The 15,313-nt window shown below is 61.9% G+C and carries 12 protein-coding genes; 9 read left to right on the top strand and 3 right to left on the bottom strand.

Translation table 11 applies throughout. The annotated features are described in order from the left end of the window. Positions 1-28 precede the first annotated feature (28 nt). The 3 genes from gcvT (at position 29) to gcvP (ending at position 4,587) form a co-directional block, all read left to right on the top strand. Positions 29-1,177 (top strand): glycine cleavage system aminomethyltransferase GcvT, encoded by a 1,149-nt coding sequence (gene gcvT, locus AB4Z51_RS18155; RefSeq protein ID WP_441497750.1) that lies wholly within the window; start codon positions 29-31, stop codon positions 1,175-1,177. A gap of 11 nt (positions 1,178-1,188) precedes the next feature. Next, positions 1,189-1,557 carry a glycine cleavage system protein GcvH gene (gene gcvH / locus AB4Z51_RS18150; RefSeq protein ID WP_247309315.1) on the top strand — a complete coding sequence of 123 codons (369 nt, stop codon included), beginning with the start codon at positions 1,189-1,191 and terminating at the stop codon, positions 1,555-1,557. Positions 1,558-1,719: 162 nt separating this feature from the next. After that, positions 1,720-4,587: an aminomethyl-transferring glycine dehydrogenase gene (gene gcvP, locus AB4Z51_RS18145; protein ID WP_441497749.1), complete on the top strand. Its 2,868-nt coding sequence runs from the start codon at positions 1,720-1,722 to the stop codon at positions 4,585-4,587. 152 nt (positions 4,588-4,739) lie between these two features. Here the strand turns inward: gcvP and AB4Z51_RS18140 are convergent, their stop codons facing one another. From AB4Z51_RS18140 to AB4Z51_RS18130, 3 genes are all read right to left on the bottom strand, one after another. Then, complete coding sequence (locus AB4Z51_RS18140; RefSeq protein ID WP_441497737.1) at positions 4,740-5,726, bottom strand: hypothetical protein; 987 nt, start codon at positions 5,724-5,726, stop codon at positions 4,740-4,742. Between the two features lie 101 nt (positions 5,727-5,827). Beyond that, positions 5,828-6,916: a recombinase RecA gene (gene recA / locus AB4Z51_RS18135; protein WP_247309311.1), complete on the bottom strand. Its 1,089-nt coding sequence runs from the start codon at positions 6,914-6,916 to the stop codon at positions 5,828-5,830. Positions 6,917-7,548: 632 nt separating this feature from the next. Further along, positions 7,549-7,722: a hypothetical protein gene (locus AB4Z51_RS18130; RefSeq protein ID WP_166091088.1), complete on the bottom strand. Its 174-nt coding sequence runs from the start codon at positions 7,720-7,722 to the stop codon at positions 7,549-7,551. A 292-nt stretch (positions 7,723-8,014) separates the two neighbouring features. Here AB4Z51_RS18130 and AB4Z51_RS18125 point away from each other — a divergent pair, with 292 nt between their 5' ends. From AB4Z51_RS18125 to AB4Z51_RS18100, 6 genes are all read left to right on the top strand, one after another. Continuing rightward, on the top strand, positions 8,015-8,212 hold the full coding sequence (locus tag AB4Z51_RS18125; RefSeq protein WP_063982347.1) for a hypothetical protein: 198 nt from the start codon (positions 8,015-8,017) through the stop codon (positions 8,210-8,212). A gap of 1,538 nt (positions 8,213-9,750) precedes the next feature. Beyond that, positions 9,751-10,059 carry a DUF6894 family protein gene (locus AB4Z51_RS18120; protein WP_441497748.1) on the top strand — a complete coding sequence of 103 codons (309 nt, stop codon included), beginning with the start codon at positions 9,751-9,753 and terminating at the stop codon, positions 10,057-10,059. Between the two features lie 1,609 nt (positions 10,060-11,668). Further along, positions 11,669-12,682, top strand: coding sequence for a glycosyltransferase family 2 protein (locus AB4Z51_RS18115; RefSeq protein WP_441497736.1), 1,014 nt, complete (start codon positions 11,669-11,671; stop codon positions 12,680-12,682). A 1,187-nt stretch (positions 12,683-13,869) separates the two neighbouring features. Further along, positions 13,870-14,106, top strand: a complete 237-nt coding sequence (locus AB4Z51_RS18110) for a DUF6894 family protein (RefSeq protein WP_071917358.1) — start codon at positions 13,870-13,872, stop codon at positions 14,104-14,106. 246 nt (positions 14,107-14,352) lie between these two features. Further along, positions 14,353-14,544: a hypothetical protein gene (locus tag AB4Z51_RS18105; RefSeq protein ID WP_441497735.1), complete on the top strand. Its 192-nt coding sequence runs from the start codon at positions 14,353-14,355 to the stop codon at positions 14,542-14,544. 262 nt (positions 14,545-14,806) lie between these two features. Beyond that, complete coding sequence (locus AB4Z51_RS18100; RefSeq protein ID WP_441497734.1) at positions 14,807-14,974, top strand: hypothetical protein; 168 nt, start codon at positions 14,807-14,809, stop codon at positions 14,972-14,974. Positions 14,975-15,313: the final 339 nt, after the last annotated feature.

The raw sequence follows: 15,313 nt of genomic DNA, 5'->3' as shown, positions 1-15,313 counted from the left end.
TCCCCGGGGAACCGCCGAGGGCCCCGTGATGCTTGCGCGCGACGACCAAGATTCCCTCAAACGTACGCCCCTTCACGGGCTTCATGTCTCCCTCGGCGGCAAGATGGTGCCGTTCGCGGGCTATGACATGCCCGTGCAGTACCCCGCGGGCGTCCTGAAAGAGCACCTCCATACCCGTTCCTCCGCCGGCCTGTTCGACGTCTCCCACATGGGCCAGCTCGCGCTCCGGCCGAAGTCGGGCAAGGTCGAGGACGCCGCCCRCGCGCTGGAACAGCTGGTGCCGCAGGATATCGTGGCGATTGCCCCGGGACGGCAGCGCTATGCCCAGTTCACCAATCCGGACGGCGGGATTCTCGACGATCTGATGGTCGCCAATTTCGGCGATCACCTGTTCCTGGTCGTCAACGCCGCCTGCAAGGAAGCGGACGAGGCGCATCTGCGCGCGCATCTCTCGGATGACTGCACCATCGATTCGCTTCAAGACCGCGCGCTGATCGCGCTGCAGGGCCCGAAGGCAGAAGCCGCGCTGGCGAAATTGTGTGCAGAGGCGCCCTCCATGAAATTCATGGACGCCGGCCCGCACAAGGTCGCCGGTCTCGATTGCTTCGTCTCGCGCTCCGGCTACACCGGCGAGGACGGGTTCGAGATTTCGGTCCCCGCGGCCGATGCCGAGCGCCTCGCCAAAACGCTGCTGGACAATCCCGACGTGATGCCGATCGGCTTAGGGGCCCGCGACAGCCTGCGGCTGGAAGGCGGGCTCTGCCTCTACGGCCACGACATCGACACCGCGACCACGCCGGTCGAGGCCGCACTGGAATGGTCGGTGCAGAAGACCCGCCGCAGCGGCGGCGTCCGCGCCGGCGGTTTTCCCGGCACTGATGCGATCCTCGCCCATTTCGATCACGGCGCGAGCCGCCGCCGCGTCGGCCTGCGCACGGAAGGCCGCGCGCCGGTGCGCGAGGGCGCGCTGCTGTTTGCGGATGACGCGGGCGGCGAGCCGATCGGAAAGGTCACCTCGGGCGGTTTCGGCCCGAGCCTGAATGCGCCGGTCGCGATGGGCTACGTGCCCACGGCATCGAGCGCGCTCGATACAAAACTCTTCGCCGAGGTGCGCGGCCAGCGGCTGCCGCTCACGGTCGCCGCCATGCCTTTCGTGAAAAACACCTACAAACGCTGAGGACTGAGAAAATGACCACGACGCTGTACACCTCCGACCACGAATGGCTGGCCATCGACGGCGACGTCGCCACCGTCGGCATCACCGACTACGCGCAGTCCCAGCTCGGCGACGTCGTGTTCGTCGAGCTGCCCAAAGCCGGCCGTGCCCTGAAGAAGGCGGAAGCCGCCGCCGTCGTGGAATCGGTGAAGGCCGCCTCCGACGTCTACGCGCCTGTTACGGGCGAAGTGCTCGAGACCAACGACGCGCTCGCCGCCGAGCCGGCGCTGGTGAACTCGGACGCGCAAGGCAAGGCGTGGTTCTTCAAGATCAAAATTGCCGACAAGAGCGAGCTAGGCGGCCTCATGGATGAGGCCGCCTACAAGGCACATACGGCGTGAGATGAAGCAGACCCAAGCGATCGTCATGCCCCGCGAAGGCGGGGCATCCAGTAGGCACCGGCAACACGGATTGAACCGAAAAGCCGCGGCGTACTGGATCGTACGCCTTCGCGGACGATGACGACGACGGCGATGACAGATGACCTAGAGCGAGGACCCATGATGACCGCGCACCGCAAATCCAATGGCGACGCCGCCGCCACCTTCGTTCGCCGCCACATCGGCCCGTCGGCGCGCGACGTCACCGCAATGCTGGAGGCCGTCGGCGCCAAGAGCGTGGACGCCCTGATGGCGGAGACGCTGCCGGCCTCGATCCGGCAGACCGCCCCGCTCGATCTCGGCAAGCCCTTGAGCGAGACCGAGGCGATCGCGCACATGGCCGAGCTAGCGCGCGAGAACCAGGTCTTCACCTCGCTGATCGGCCAAGGCTATTCCGGCACGATTTTGCCCGCGGTGATCCAGCGCAACATTCTGGAGAATCCCGCCTGGTACACGGCTTACACGCCCTACCAGCCCGAGATCAGCCAGGGCCGGCTGGAAGCGCTGCTCAACTTCCAGACCATGATCTGCGATCTCACCGGGCTCGACGTCGCCAACGCCTCGCTGCTCGACGAGGCGACCGCCGCGGCCGAAGCGATGGCGCTCGCGGAGCGGCACTCACGGGTCGAGGCCAAGGCCTTCTTCGTCGACAAGGACGTGCATCCGCAGACGCTGGCGGTGATGCGCACCCGCGCCGAGCCGCTGGGCTGGACCCTGATCGTCGGCGATCCCCTCGCCGATCTCGACAAGGCCGACGTGCTCGGCGCGCTGCTGCAATATCCGGGCTCCTCGGGCGCCGTGCGCGACCTCAGGCCCGCGATCGCGACGTTGAAGGCCAAGGGCGCACTCGCGATCGTTGCCGCCGATCTCTTGGCCCTGACGCTGCTCGCCTCGCCCGGCGAGCTGGGCGCGGACATCGCGATCGGCTCGGCGCAGCGCTTCGGTGTGCCGATGGGTTATGGCGGCCCGCACGCGGCCTATATGGCGGTGCGCGATGCGCTGAAGCGCTCGCTGCCCGGCCGCATCGTCGGCCTCTCCGTGGACTCGCGCGGGATGCCTGCCTATCGCCTCGCGCTGCAGACCCGCGAGCAGCACATCCGCCGCGAGAAGGCGACCTCCAACATCTGCACCGCGCAGGTGCTGCTCGCCGTGATCGCCTCGATGTACGCGGTCTATCACGGCCCCGAGGGGCTTGCGCAGATCGCGCGCAACGTGCATCGCCGCGCCGCCGTGCTCGCAGCGGGCTTGCGCAAGCTCGGCTTTGCGCCCCAGTCGGATAGCTTCTTCGACACGCTCAGCTTGGACGCCGGTGCCAAGCGCGCCGAGATCGTCGCGCACGCGGCTGCCGAGAAGATCAACCTGGGCGTCGGTGAGACGGCGTTGCGCATCGCGCTCGACGAGACCACAACGCCGGCGACCGTCGAGGCGGTCTGGCGCGCGTTCGGCGGCACGCTTGTTTACGCCGAAATCGACGCGACCACGCGCGAGGCGCTGCCGGAGGCGCTGAAGCGCGGGACCGCCTTCCTCACCCATCCCGTCTTCCACGCGCATCGCTCGGAAACCGAGATGCTGCGCTACATGCGCAAGCTCAGCGATCGCGACCTCGCGCTCGACCGCGCCATGATCCCGCTGGGATCCTGCACCATGAAGCTGAACGCGACCACCGAGATGATGCCGCTGACCTGGCCGGAGTTCGGCAGCCTGCACCCGTTCGCCCCGCGCGAGCAGGCCAAGGGTTACCACGCACTGTTCGCGCGGCTGGAAAAATGGCTGTGCGATATCACCGGCTATGACGCGATCTCGCTGCAGCCGAATTCGGGCGCACAGGGCGAATATGCCGGGCTGCTCGCGATCCGCGGCTATCATGCCGCGCGCGGCGAGACGCACCGAAAAATCTGCCTGATCCCCTCCTCCGCCCACGGCACCAATCCGGCTTCGGCCGCGATGGTCGGCATGGACGTGGTGGTGGTCGCCTGCGAGAAGAACGGCGACGTCGACGTCAATGATCTCCGTGCCAAGGCCGAGAAGCACTCGAACGATCTCGCCGCGGTGATGATCACCTATCCCTCGACGCATGGCGTGTTCGAGGAGCACATCCGCGAGATCTGCGACATCGTGCACGGCCATGGCGGCCAGGTCTATCTGGACGGCGCCAACCTCAATGCGCAGGTCGGCCTGTCCCGGCCCGGCGATTACGGCGCCGACGTCAGCCATCTCAACCTGCACAAGACCTTCTGCATCCCGCACGGTGGCGGCGGCCCCGGCATGGGCCCGATCGGCGTGAAGGCGCATCTCGCGCCGTTCCTGCCCGGCCACCCGGCGACGCAAGCCGAAGCTCCGGTCGGCCCGGTTTCGGCCGCACCGTTCGGCTCGGCGTCGATCCTGACCATCTCCTACATCTACATTCTGATGATGGGCGGCGAAGGCTTGAAGCGCGCGACCGAGATCGCGATCCTCAACGCCAACTACATTGCCGCGCGCCTCGATGCGCACTTCCCGGTGCTCTACAAGAACGCGAAGGGCCGCGTCGCACATGAGTGCATCGTCGACCCGCGCGCGCTGAAGGCGACCTCGGGCGTCACCGTGGACGACATCGCAAAACGCCTGATCGACTACGGCTTCCACGCCCCCACCATGAGTTTTCCGGTGCCGGGCACGCTGATGATCGAGCCGACCGAATCGGAATCGAAGGCGGAGCTGGACCGCTTCTGCGACGCAATGATCGCGATCCGGAAGGAAATTGCCGAGGTCGAGGCCGGCCGCTTCAAGATCGAGGCTTCGCCTTTGCGCCACGCCCCGCACACCGTGCACGACATCGCGGATGATGCCTGGAATCGCGCCTACACCCGCGCCGAGGGCTGCTTCCCCGCGGGCACCTCGCGCGCCGACAAATATTGGTGCCCGGTCGGGCGCGTCGACAACGTCTATGGCGACCGCAACCTGGTGTGCTCGTGCCCGCCGGTGAGCGATTACGCGGAAGCGGCGGAGTAAGGGATCGTAGCTTCGTAGGGTAGGCAAAGCGACTTGTCCGCCGTAGCTCGAAGAGCGAAGGCGGAAGCATGCCCACCACCTTTGTGCGCGTTGGAATAGGGTGGGCACGGCGCTTGCGCGCCTTTGCCCACCCTACGGCCCCGAACGCATATCTAGGGTGCAACCAGCGAATGGTTCTGTCGGTCCCAACGCCACAGCCGTTCGTTGGTCAGAAGCGTTCCGCCCCACCAGCGTCTGATCGGGTTTTGACGGCGGAAATCCTCCCGGCCTTGAAGGACCGCTTCCCCAAATTCGGTGAGCGATAGCCGGCTTCGGCGAAAGGCGGCGTTGCGGCCTCGCGCATCGTGCGGGGCCAGCGTCGCGAGTTTCGGATCGAGACCCGTGATCACCGGCATTGGGCCGGACCCAAGCCCTTCGAGCAGCGGGCCCAATTCCCATTGATCGAACACGCGCGTTTGCAGCGGACCGTCCGGTTGAAACAGCTCCTTGGTACGGTTGTGCCCCCGCGCAATCAGGTCGAGAAGCCGCGCTTCCGTCGTACCTAGTCCGGTGATTGGTGATGGCAGTTCTGCCAGCAATTGTTCCATCGCAGGCTTCAGGAAGGGCAGCCTGCGGAAATCCCTGCCGAGCAATCCGAAACAGAGCTCCGGCGTTGGCGCCCGGTAGGCTTCCCAGGCCATGTTGGCGATCTCGAAGTCGCAGTCCGCGACCTCCAATATACGATCGCGAAGCTCTGTGCCGTCCACTCCGCGCAGATCGAAATTGACACGTCGCAATCTCAGACGATCGGTGATCGATGGATGGGACCGCAAATAATCGAGGATCCAGATCAGTTGCAACTGACTATTGGGCTCAGGGCCGAACCACAGCTCGATGAGATCGACGCCATAGGTCTCGCAAAACCAAATCAGGCCTGTCTCCTTGTGCGCGAGACCGGTCTGAGGCAACCGGCCAACAAGATCGGACCAACGCACCTCCGGATCGCCTCTGACATAGCCTCCCGTCAGGCATTGCTCGAGGTGATGCGAGGTAGGCAGCGGCCCCGAAACGAAGCGAAAGATGAACGGGACGACCATGTCGGCGCGATCCGCATGGGCAAGACCAACGCCGGACGAACTGGTCAGGATCACACGCTTCATTGCCGACGCGCCCCACGCCAAAACGAAACGGGCACTGACGACGTCGGCAACTCAACGTCTTCAGCGCCCGCTCCTCGCGAAAATTCTTCGCTGTTCGACGCTTACTCTTCCGCCGGCTCCTCGCCGTCGGCGTCGCGCTCGGGGGTGCCGGCGAGAATCTGCTCGGCGATCAGGCCGGAGTTCTGGCGGATCGAGGTTTCGATCTTGGCGGTGATGTCAGGGTTGGCCTTCAAAAACGCTTTCGAGTTCTCGCGGCCCTGGCCGAGGCGCTGGCTGTCGTAGGAGAACCAGGCGCCGGACTTTTCGACGATRCCGGCCTTGACGCCGAGATCGAGAATCTCGCCCATCTTGGAGACGCCCTCGCCGTACATGATGTCGAATTCGACCTGCTTGAACGGCGGCGCCAGCTTGTTCTTCACCACCTTGACGCGCGTGGTGTTGCCGACCACTTCGTCGCGCTCCTTGATCGCGCCGATGCGGCGGATGTCGAGGCGGACGGAGGCATAGAATTTCAGCGCGTTGCCGCCGGTCGTGGTTTCCGGCGAGCCGTACATCACACCGATCTTCATGCGGATCTGGTTGATGAAGATCACCATTGTGTTGGATTTGTTGATGGAGGCCGTCAGCTTGCGCAGCGCCTGGCTCATCAGACGGGCCTGGAGACCCGGCAGCGCATCGCCCATCTCGCCTTCGAGTTCGGCCTTCGGCACCAGAGCCGCGACCGAATCGACCACCAGCACGTCCACCGCACCCGAGCGCACCAGCGTGTCGCAGATTTCCAGCGCCTGCTCGCCCGTGTCCGGCTGCGAAATCAGGAGCTCGTCGATGTTGACGCCCAGCTTGCGCGCATAGACCGGGTCGAGCGCGTGCTCGGCGTCGATGAAGGCGCAGATTCCGCCCTTCTTCTGCGCTTCCGCCACCGTGTGCAGCGCCAGCGTGGTCTTGCCCGAGGATTCCGGCCCGTAGATTTCCACGACGCGCCCCTTCGGCAGACCACCGATCCCGAGCGCAATGTCGAGCCCGAGGGAACCCGAGGACACCGCCTCGACATCCATCGACCGGTCGTTCTTGCCGAGCTTCATCACCGAGCCCTTGCCGAACTGGCGCTCGATCTGGGAGAGCGCGGCGGCCAGAGCTTTACTCTTGTCCATGGAAGATCCTTCGACGATACGCAGGGCAGTGTTGGACATTGGGTGGTGCTCCTTATGGCGAGGATTCGCTAGAGGGACAAACGATTGGCGGGCGGGCCGGCGATAAAAACAATGTACCCTATTTGTTCCGTGTTCGCAATATGTTCTTTCACGGATTTGGGCGCTGGCCTGTTTCCGGCGACATTGCCCTGGTTTGAAATGACACGTGGCCTGTTTTGTTCTGGGCAACCATACGGTGTATTCACGGGCGGAACACGCCGTCATATATTACCGAAGTTTCCCGGTTTTGGCACGATCTGCATAGACGCCAATTCTAACCGGACACATGCTTACCCCTCTAGATTGTGGAGGGTGAACCATGATCGAGCGGCTCATCCAGGCGGGCATTGTCGCGGTAGGCGCCATCAACACCGGCCTAATCGTCTGGCTGATCCTGATGATTTGAGGCCGCCTCAGTTGGCGGCCTCTTTTCCATCCAGCTTCTCATCGATGTAGGCCCGCGCTCCCTTTGAGGCCGCTTTAGTGGGAGCCATTCCTGCGAAGCGATCTCCTTGCCCGATCCTGGGATAAACAATCCATTCCCATTTTTCTTCGGTGAGTGGCCGGCCATAAAGCCGCCGTCCGGTGCGGTCCTATAGTGGCCCTACTTCGCATCTGCGAGTGGCCGGCATCTAACCGGCGGGTTTTTCTTTGTCCTCGTGCGGCTGCTCGCCACGGTTTTCGGCAGTCTGCTCCGGATCCCCGGGCTTCTTCCCGGCCATGTTCCCAGGATTGAAATGGTACTTGCCGTCCGGATTCTCGCCGGGCTGCTTCTCATTTGGATTTTTATTGTTGTCGTCGGCCATAAGGCTGTTCCTTTAGAGGGAGGAACAACATGCAACAGGGCGGGCAATCCCTTAGTTCCTACCAGTGGCCTACTTTGCAATCCCGAGTGGCCTATTTCGGCCAGTACCCGGATGCTGGCCTGGCTTCCGAGCGCGGTGGCCTAGTTTGATTTTCGCGGTGGCCCGATTTGGATTTGAAGAACGGACCGCAAACGAATGTGTTCCGCTAAGCGAACATGAGGTGTACAGTTCCGTAGAACTTCTGTGCCCTTGAAAGTTTTAAGCAGAGCGAACTTTGTGACAGGAGGAAGTCATGAAGCGCTTCCGATTCAAACCGGATAGAGTGCTTGGAGAGCGGCTCATCAAGGAAGCCAGACTAGCGCGAGAAAAGGCAGAACAATTGCAGGCGGCCCCAGAGCAAGAGGCTCTTTTGAAGAAGGCCCACGAATCCGATGTCGCCGCCCGCATTGAGGAATGGTTGAAATCATCCGGCTTGCAGCCGCCGAAGTAAGTCCGTCGCGTTGACTCCGCTGGTTCTCGAAACAGCGGGCCAGCGGGCCATGCAAGATCATCTGGTTCAACTTGAGAAGCTGCGGAAGGACGCGGCGGAGTGCGCTCTCATCCGCGACCGACGCCGCTAAGCGCGAACTATTCGACCGCCTCGCAAGTCATCTCACAGTCCTGGCCGACCAAGTTGAAATGGCGATGCTCGAACGGAGGACCGGTTAAGGCCGCCTCAGTTGGCGGCTTCTTTGCCAGCTTCCCGGCGAAGCTTTCGCAAAAGGATTTCGATGTAGCCTTCCAAGTCAGCCACGCTGTCAGCCGACAATCCCTCCGGGAAAAACGCGCAAGCTCGCCATTCATAGAACCACGGAAAAGAAGTGCCCTAATCCGCCTCTGCGCGTGTGAAACGATCTCGTCTCCTGCCCGTATCTATTGGGCTGGGGGATTTCAATGCCCAGTTCGACGCAGCGCCGCCACGCATCCATTTGAGCTTGGTCGCGTTGTGCCGTTGAACCTTCTCGTCATCCATTCGGACTGATCAATATCCGGGATTTTGCTAATCCCTCTCGGGGCTGGAACGCCGCCGCCTGCGCTTCATTTCAAGCGGGCGGCGTTTTCATTTGTGGCCTGATCTCCACTGAGCGGCGCCGACAGTTTCACACGACTGTCATGGCACGTTCCTAGCATTGTCATGCGACGGGGGTCCGGCGCGCGGCTCTCCGTCCAACCTCGGCCTAGACCACCAGATGGGCGGAGAGCTCGCCGACCTCCTGAACCATGGCGGCACGCCCGGGTTGGTTCGGCATGTATCGCATCCGGTATTTTTGCACCTTCCTCGCTGTGACCGGAATCGGCTTCGTATTTCTGGTCACGCGAACCCGCTTTGTAGGCGGATGAAGTCAGGCCGCCTCAGTGGGCGGCCTGACGGGAACGACTCTCCAACATCGGGATTGAGATTCCGGTCTGTGGCGCGACACTCTCGCGCCATCCACCCGGAACGGTCCATCGTACAATGCGCGCGTTGGCGATGGGCCGGGTCTCGTGAGGCCGCCTCGGTTGGCGGCCTCTTTCGTTTCGTGAAGTCTTCCTTCCGCCACCGTACTGACTGGTTGATCCCGATAGATCATCTTGAAGATGCGGGCCGCCGGATCCATGCCGCGCCCGTTCTTTCTGCTTTAGCGACACGCCCAGCTCAATAACATGGCGCTAAGTTGCGGCGGAGCGTGCTGTCCGCATTTGAGCCGTTGTGTCCCAAGTTGAATTCGGCAGTGTCCTAATTCGTAAAAGTTCCGAATGGCGGGACAAACTAATCCCCTGATCCGAGCGCACACTTTCACCATCACCGCCCGGATCGTGGCTACCATCGGTGACGAGAACGCTCCATCACAGCGCTCCCGCCCCCTCGAACAGGGAGCAGCGCCTTGCAAAGACGGCAACGATCTCTTCAGGACAGGCTGCGGGTCTTCGCTGACGATATCCGCACCCGGGCGGCAGAGCTTTCGCCCGGCGTTCAGAAGGATGAGATGCTGAGGAAAGCCCGTCAGGCTGACACCGCATGTCACCTCGAAGAGTGGGTCTCGKGTTTGCAGGCACCTAAGTAACCTGAGCATCGATGGCTCCGTATTTTTTCGACCTCAGGTCGGATGGCATCTTCTCGCAGGACAAAGATGGCGTCGAACTGCTGGACGCCGGGCGGCACACGATATGGCGCTCGGCGCACTTGTCGATGCCGCCCGCGATGCGGTCATGGAAGGTTCAACGGGCCAGCGTTTCGCGGTGGAAGTTCGTAACAGAACTGGCCGTGTTCTCGAAGTCACGGCCATTTTCAATTCCAGGATTTTCAGCAAGCAATGATAACGCCGCCTCAGTGGCGGCCTCTTTCACTTGAAGACGTCGTCTTCGCAATCAGCCGAAAGCTCGCGTCAAAGGCCGGTAATCTGGCTAGACAGGCGAATAGTCCTTCGGCAATCCCGTAACAAGTACTGCCCCACGACGTTCTTTCTTCGAGACAATACTGATTCTCAGAAGTTCGCGGTAGGTGGTGGCCCGATCCCCGCTGCAGCGTCCCGCAACGTGACATAAAACCTTGGCACAGGTTGTGCACACTCATCATCACCGGGGTTTTGCATCCACCTCTCCGGGGCTGGAAGCCGCCGCCCGCGCGACATTTAAGCGGGCGGCGTTTTTATTGATGTCGCAATCTGACAGCCCCGCTGTCCTAATTAGGACAGCACCCGGATTTGGTGCTGGCTTGTTTCCGAGCGCGGTGGCCTGGTTTGAAATTCACCGTGGCTTGATTTGAAATTGGAACTGAAGGTGGCCCGTCTGCATATTAAGTTCGCTGGAACTCAAACCCTGCGGTTAGGACCCGTAAAGACGAGGTTGTGTCATGAAGCAGCGCCGTCGTTTCACGCAGACCGTGTCACTGGAAGAACGACTTGCCGGAGAAGCGAAACGCCTCCGCGAACAAGCTAAAGCCCTCCCTCACGGTCCTCAACGAGAGGACCTCCTCCGCAAAGCCAGACAGGCTGAGACCGGCTCGCACATGAGCGAGTGGCTGAGATCGCCGGGGCTTCAACCGCCCAAGCCAGCCTAGAAGCAGACGGGCCTGAGGTATCGCGTTGCCGGCACAGATCCGGTTTCTGTCCCGGCGTGGTCATTCGCGTTTGGCGGCATCAACGCTTGAGGATGAAGGTTTTCCCAATTCCTGCGGCTGGCCCGATGAACCTTGGCACGGGACGTGCAGACAAAACGATATCGGGATTTTACAATTTCCCTCCCGGGGCTGGAAAGCCGCCGTCCGCGCTTCATTTAAGCGGACGGCGTTCTTGCTTCTGAAGCCCAACAAGCAACCTGTCCTGACTTGATGTTCCGAGTGTCCCAATTGGGACAGCACCCGGGTTTGGGCGTGGTCTGTTTCCGACCTCACTGTCCGATTTTGAAACGAGCCGTGGCCGGATTTGAAGTCGTTCAATTGTCGCGAGGTGAGACAGCACATCGCGGCAGGACGCAGTCACCCTCCATCTGTCACCGAGCGGCCCTTGCATCTACCGGTGATTGAAAACGCCATCACGCTCGCGCCTCGCTTCCCTCTCGGAAAGAAGCAACGCGGCAGAGCTTCGCGAAATCCTTCAGGCGCTCCGCAAGAAACTGAACCAACGCCGCCTCGATTGGCCGCCCCCGTCTTGATCCGTCCACCGCGTTGGCGCGGCTGCTGCGGCGACAGAAAGCGAGGGGAACCAGATCACTCTTTCACCAAGGCGGACAAGCGGCCGCTTCGAAACGTCGCGGCCTGCGGGAACAAAGTTCATGCGAATGGACGATGACCGCATCGAGATCGTCTCCCTAGCATTCACGCGCCTCGTTCGCTCGGTTCGATTCAAGATGCTCTGCGAACAGGCTCAAACCGAAGAAGGGTCTGCCACTTCCAGCCACGACCGCTTCGATCAACGAGGTACGATGAATGGATCAATTGTACGCCGAGCGGTTCGATAGCTCCCAGAGTTCGGAACACCGCCCATTCATTTCGGTGGCAATACCCACCTTCCGCCGACCGGAGATGGTGCGCCGTGCGATTCAAAGCGTGCTGCAGCAGGAGCACGCCGACTGGGAAATGGTGATCAGCGACGACGAAGGTCCGGAAGGCGCGACTTGGAGTATCCTGTCCGAGCACGCGCGGAGCGACCCGCGCATTCGCGTTATCGAGAACCACCGCGGCCGGGGCCAGGTTGAGAATACCAACAACGCGATGCTCGCATGTCGCGGCGACTGGATCAAAGTGCTGCACGATGACGACTGGCCCGCGCCAGGATCGCTTGCGACTTTTGCGGAATTGGCGAGGACGTACCCCGCCGCTGCGTTCATGACCTCCACATCTCATCTCGTTCAGGACAGCGGCATAAGGTACCGGCGAGGACGCCAGGTTTATCTGTATTCGGGCCAGCAGTGCCTGGCGGATCTCTATCTGGCGGGCAAGACCCGATTGCTTGGGATTGTCCCGTCGACCCTGCTGATCAACGGCAAGGTCATCCGGGCCGGTTGCCTGATGCGAAACTACAAGTCGATCAGTTGGGGCGTGGACCAACTGTTCTTTCTCGATCTCGCCTGCCAGGGCGACATGGTGGCGATCGACGACGGTCTTGTGTTCTACGACACGACCAACCACGCGAGCATCACGGCATTGGGATCGTTCCCTCAGATTGACCAGGAGATCATCGAACTCAAGCACCTCGCCTGGAGCCTTCTGGAGGATAAGCGCGGACTTCCCGATCCTGAAACGATGGTGCGTGCATTGCGGGTTGCCCGGCTGCGCACACGGATCTGTCGGCAGCCCCTGAGCGCAACGATCCGCGATGCGCTTCAAATCTTGCGCCCCTCGGTTTTGAAGGCGGCCAACCTGGCGATCCGAGCCTGGGCGCGCGCACCGGGTGCGATTGCAACCTTACCGGGGATCGCTCATTGCACGGATTTCCTGTGAGCTCATTCGGCAGTCCCGGTGTCAGAGTTGCCACAGGTGCGTTTGTGAGACACCGAGATAGGTGACCGAAAATCAGTCCCTCCCAAAGCCGCTCCCGTCTCCCCGATCCGGAGCGCACCGAGGAAGCCGGACGGGAGTATGCCGCGGCCCATCGGTCGCGGGAATTTTTGGCAAAGCGGCGGACTTGACTGCCGCGCGCCCGCATAGACATCGGGCGCAGCTGTTTCGATGATCGCCAGGCCCTTGCGCTCTCGGTCGGACATCATCCAACCTATCCTACCCATCCGAATGAAAAAATCTGCCCTGCGAGGGTGCCGGTCAGGCAATACGCACGTCTCCGTGGTCTGCCAATCCAAGACGAAGRAAACCGTACCGGCCCTCGAGATGCATTTGCGCATGCGAATGCGGGGCAGGAAAATTTGGCAATTATGTGCTGAAACGAACAGAGGCGCGGTGAGGGTCGACTAAACTCGGATTCGCTTGGTCTTTGCCAAGGGCCAAGCATCCCCAAGCGGCCCCGGTCTTCACCCCTATCAAGCCCCACCGGCCGGGGCCGTCTTCAGGGACGAGCCTGATTCCTGGCGTGGTGGCCTTTGATTTCGGGAGTGACGCGATTTGTGGCGCAGAACACAACCTGACGACGAATAGCTGTGGTAGGATGCGAGGCATTGCAACGCCAAGGGTCGTCAGCGCCCCGCGTGGGAACCGTATTAGGGTTGAGCTGTTGACCTGTTTCATAGATGGGCTCAATATGATCGACGCTGCTAAATGCGAGGAACTCGCAAATCATTACAAGGTCCTCTCTCAAGCATCCGGGGTTTCGGCGGACAGGGCCTTCCTGTTGAAGAACATCGCCCGGAGCCTCACTGGCGTGGCTAGCCAATTGGACAGGCTGGCCGCCCTCACGAGAGACGAAGGAAGGGTGACGCCGCCACAGGTGTAGGAGGATGCAAGGCGGATCGAGACCGTCCGTAAAGGCAGCTATGATTGACCTGGTTCAACGGCGCTCCGCGTCCAGCTGCGATTGCCCAACCTGCAAGCGGCGGCCTTGGAATTCTCGTCGGCCAACGGGACGCCAACCGCGCCGCGGGGTTGGGACAGCACCCGGATTGCAGCCGCCGAAATTAAATAGGAACAGTCCTCACAAGGCAGGGTTGGCGCCGATACTCTCTCTGAGAGGCGGCGCCATGGTCCGGTACTTTTTCGATATCCGAGACGATACCGGCCTCTATGCCGACGAAGAGGGACTGGAGTTTCGAACCCAGCGCGAAGCAGAGATCGAGGCGACGCAGACATTGAGCGGTCTCGCGCGCGACCTGGCGGGACACGAGGATCGAACAGACGTTGCGATCGAAGTCCGCACCGACGCCGGGCGGGTGTTCCAAGCCGCCCTCATCTTCGAGCCGCCGACAACGAAGCAATAGGCCACCACGGCTCGCCACATTGGGCGTGCACGTCGCGACGGACCGAGGCCGCCTGATCGGTCCATTCCGCGGAGCGCTCGCCCCGCCTCATCTGCGATCTACCTCACTTTGCCCCATCTCGGTCCGCCRCGAGGACGGCGGTTCGTCGTCATGCCTCTGATCGAACTTGAATGTAGCGCTACAATATGTAACGCTTACATCAGTAGCGCTACTTTGCGTACCGTTCGAACAACCTCAGGAGGCATGATGAAGGCAATCCTCAAGATCGCTCTGGCGCTGTCTGTCCTTTCCGGCTCGGTGCCGGCGCAAGCCCAGATATCGAATGCCGCGACGGCATCGGGCGCCCCGAAGGTCGGCGTAAAGGTGACGAGGAAGTCTCAGTTGCACGACGGCTGCCATGGCCGGCACGCCCAGATGATTGGCAAGCCCTGTCGTTAGAAGCCCTGTCGTTAGAAGCCCTGCCGCTAGCGGGCAAGCGATTCAAAGATCAAGTGATTCAAAGATGATGAGAGGCCGCCTCGGTTGGCGGCCTTTTTGATTTTTGCCGATCCTCCGCATTCGTCACCCTTCGACCGAAGATGACGCGCATCAAAGACGCAGCCGCCGTGCGCCGTCATAATTCCGCAATCCTGCGGCATCGAACCTTTTTGCGGTGTCCGGCTTTCTTCGGGATGCGATCGCAACGATGGGGACCTGGAACATGACGGAAGACGCGCACCCCAATGCTGTCAGGCGCACTCACCTCCTGGCGGCGGCGCACGAGGAGATGGTGAAGTTCGAGCGGAAGGAAAACGAGTTTCGCAAGAAGGACCGCGAAGAGCGCGCCGCCGAACTCCGCCTTCCCCTGGGTGAGATCAAGGTCCACTAAGCCTGCCGACGGGCTTCTGATCTGACCAAGGCTGCGCCGCGATGGGCGGCTAGCCGTCGTACCGGCCGTCGGGAATGCGCGTAGCAGAATTGGGCCGGCAGAGCCAGCCCCTGTTCATGTCGAGGATCCGGCATTGCGCTCGGGGTGCGCCCCGGAGCTGTTGCGCGGCATTTAAGGTATCTAAATACCACAAATAAGCCATTGATCGCACAACGAAATCGCCCGACCCCCTACTGTGCATGGGGTTGTTTTCCATGTTTTGAAAGGGCGCGGCGGCGTCCTGGGTGCCCACCCAGGATCGAAGCGCCTGCTTTAGCCCGGTCCGGCCTTGGCTGCCGT

It is taken from the genome of Bradyrhizobium sp. 2TAF36 (assembly GCF_052114925.1).
GTDB lineage: Bacteria > Pseudomonadota > Alphaproteobacteria > Rhizobiales > Xanthobacteraceae > Bradyrhizobium > Bradyrhizobium barranii.
This window is presented reverse-complemented; position numbering and strand designations above follow the sequence as displayed.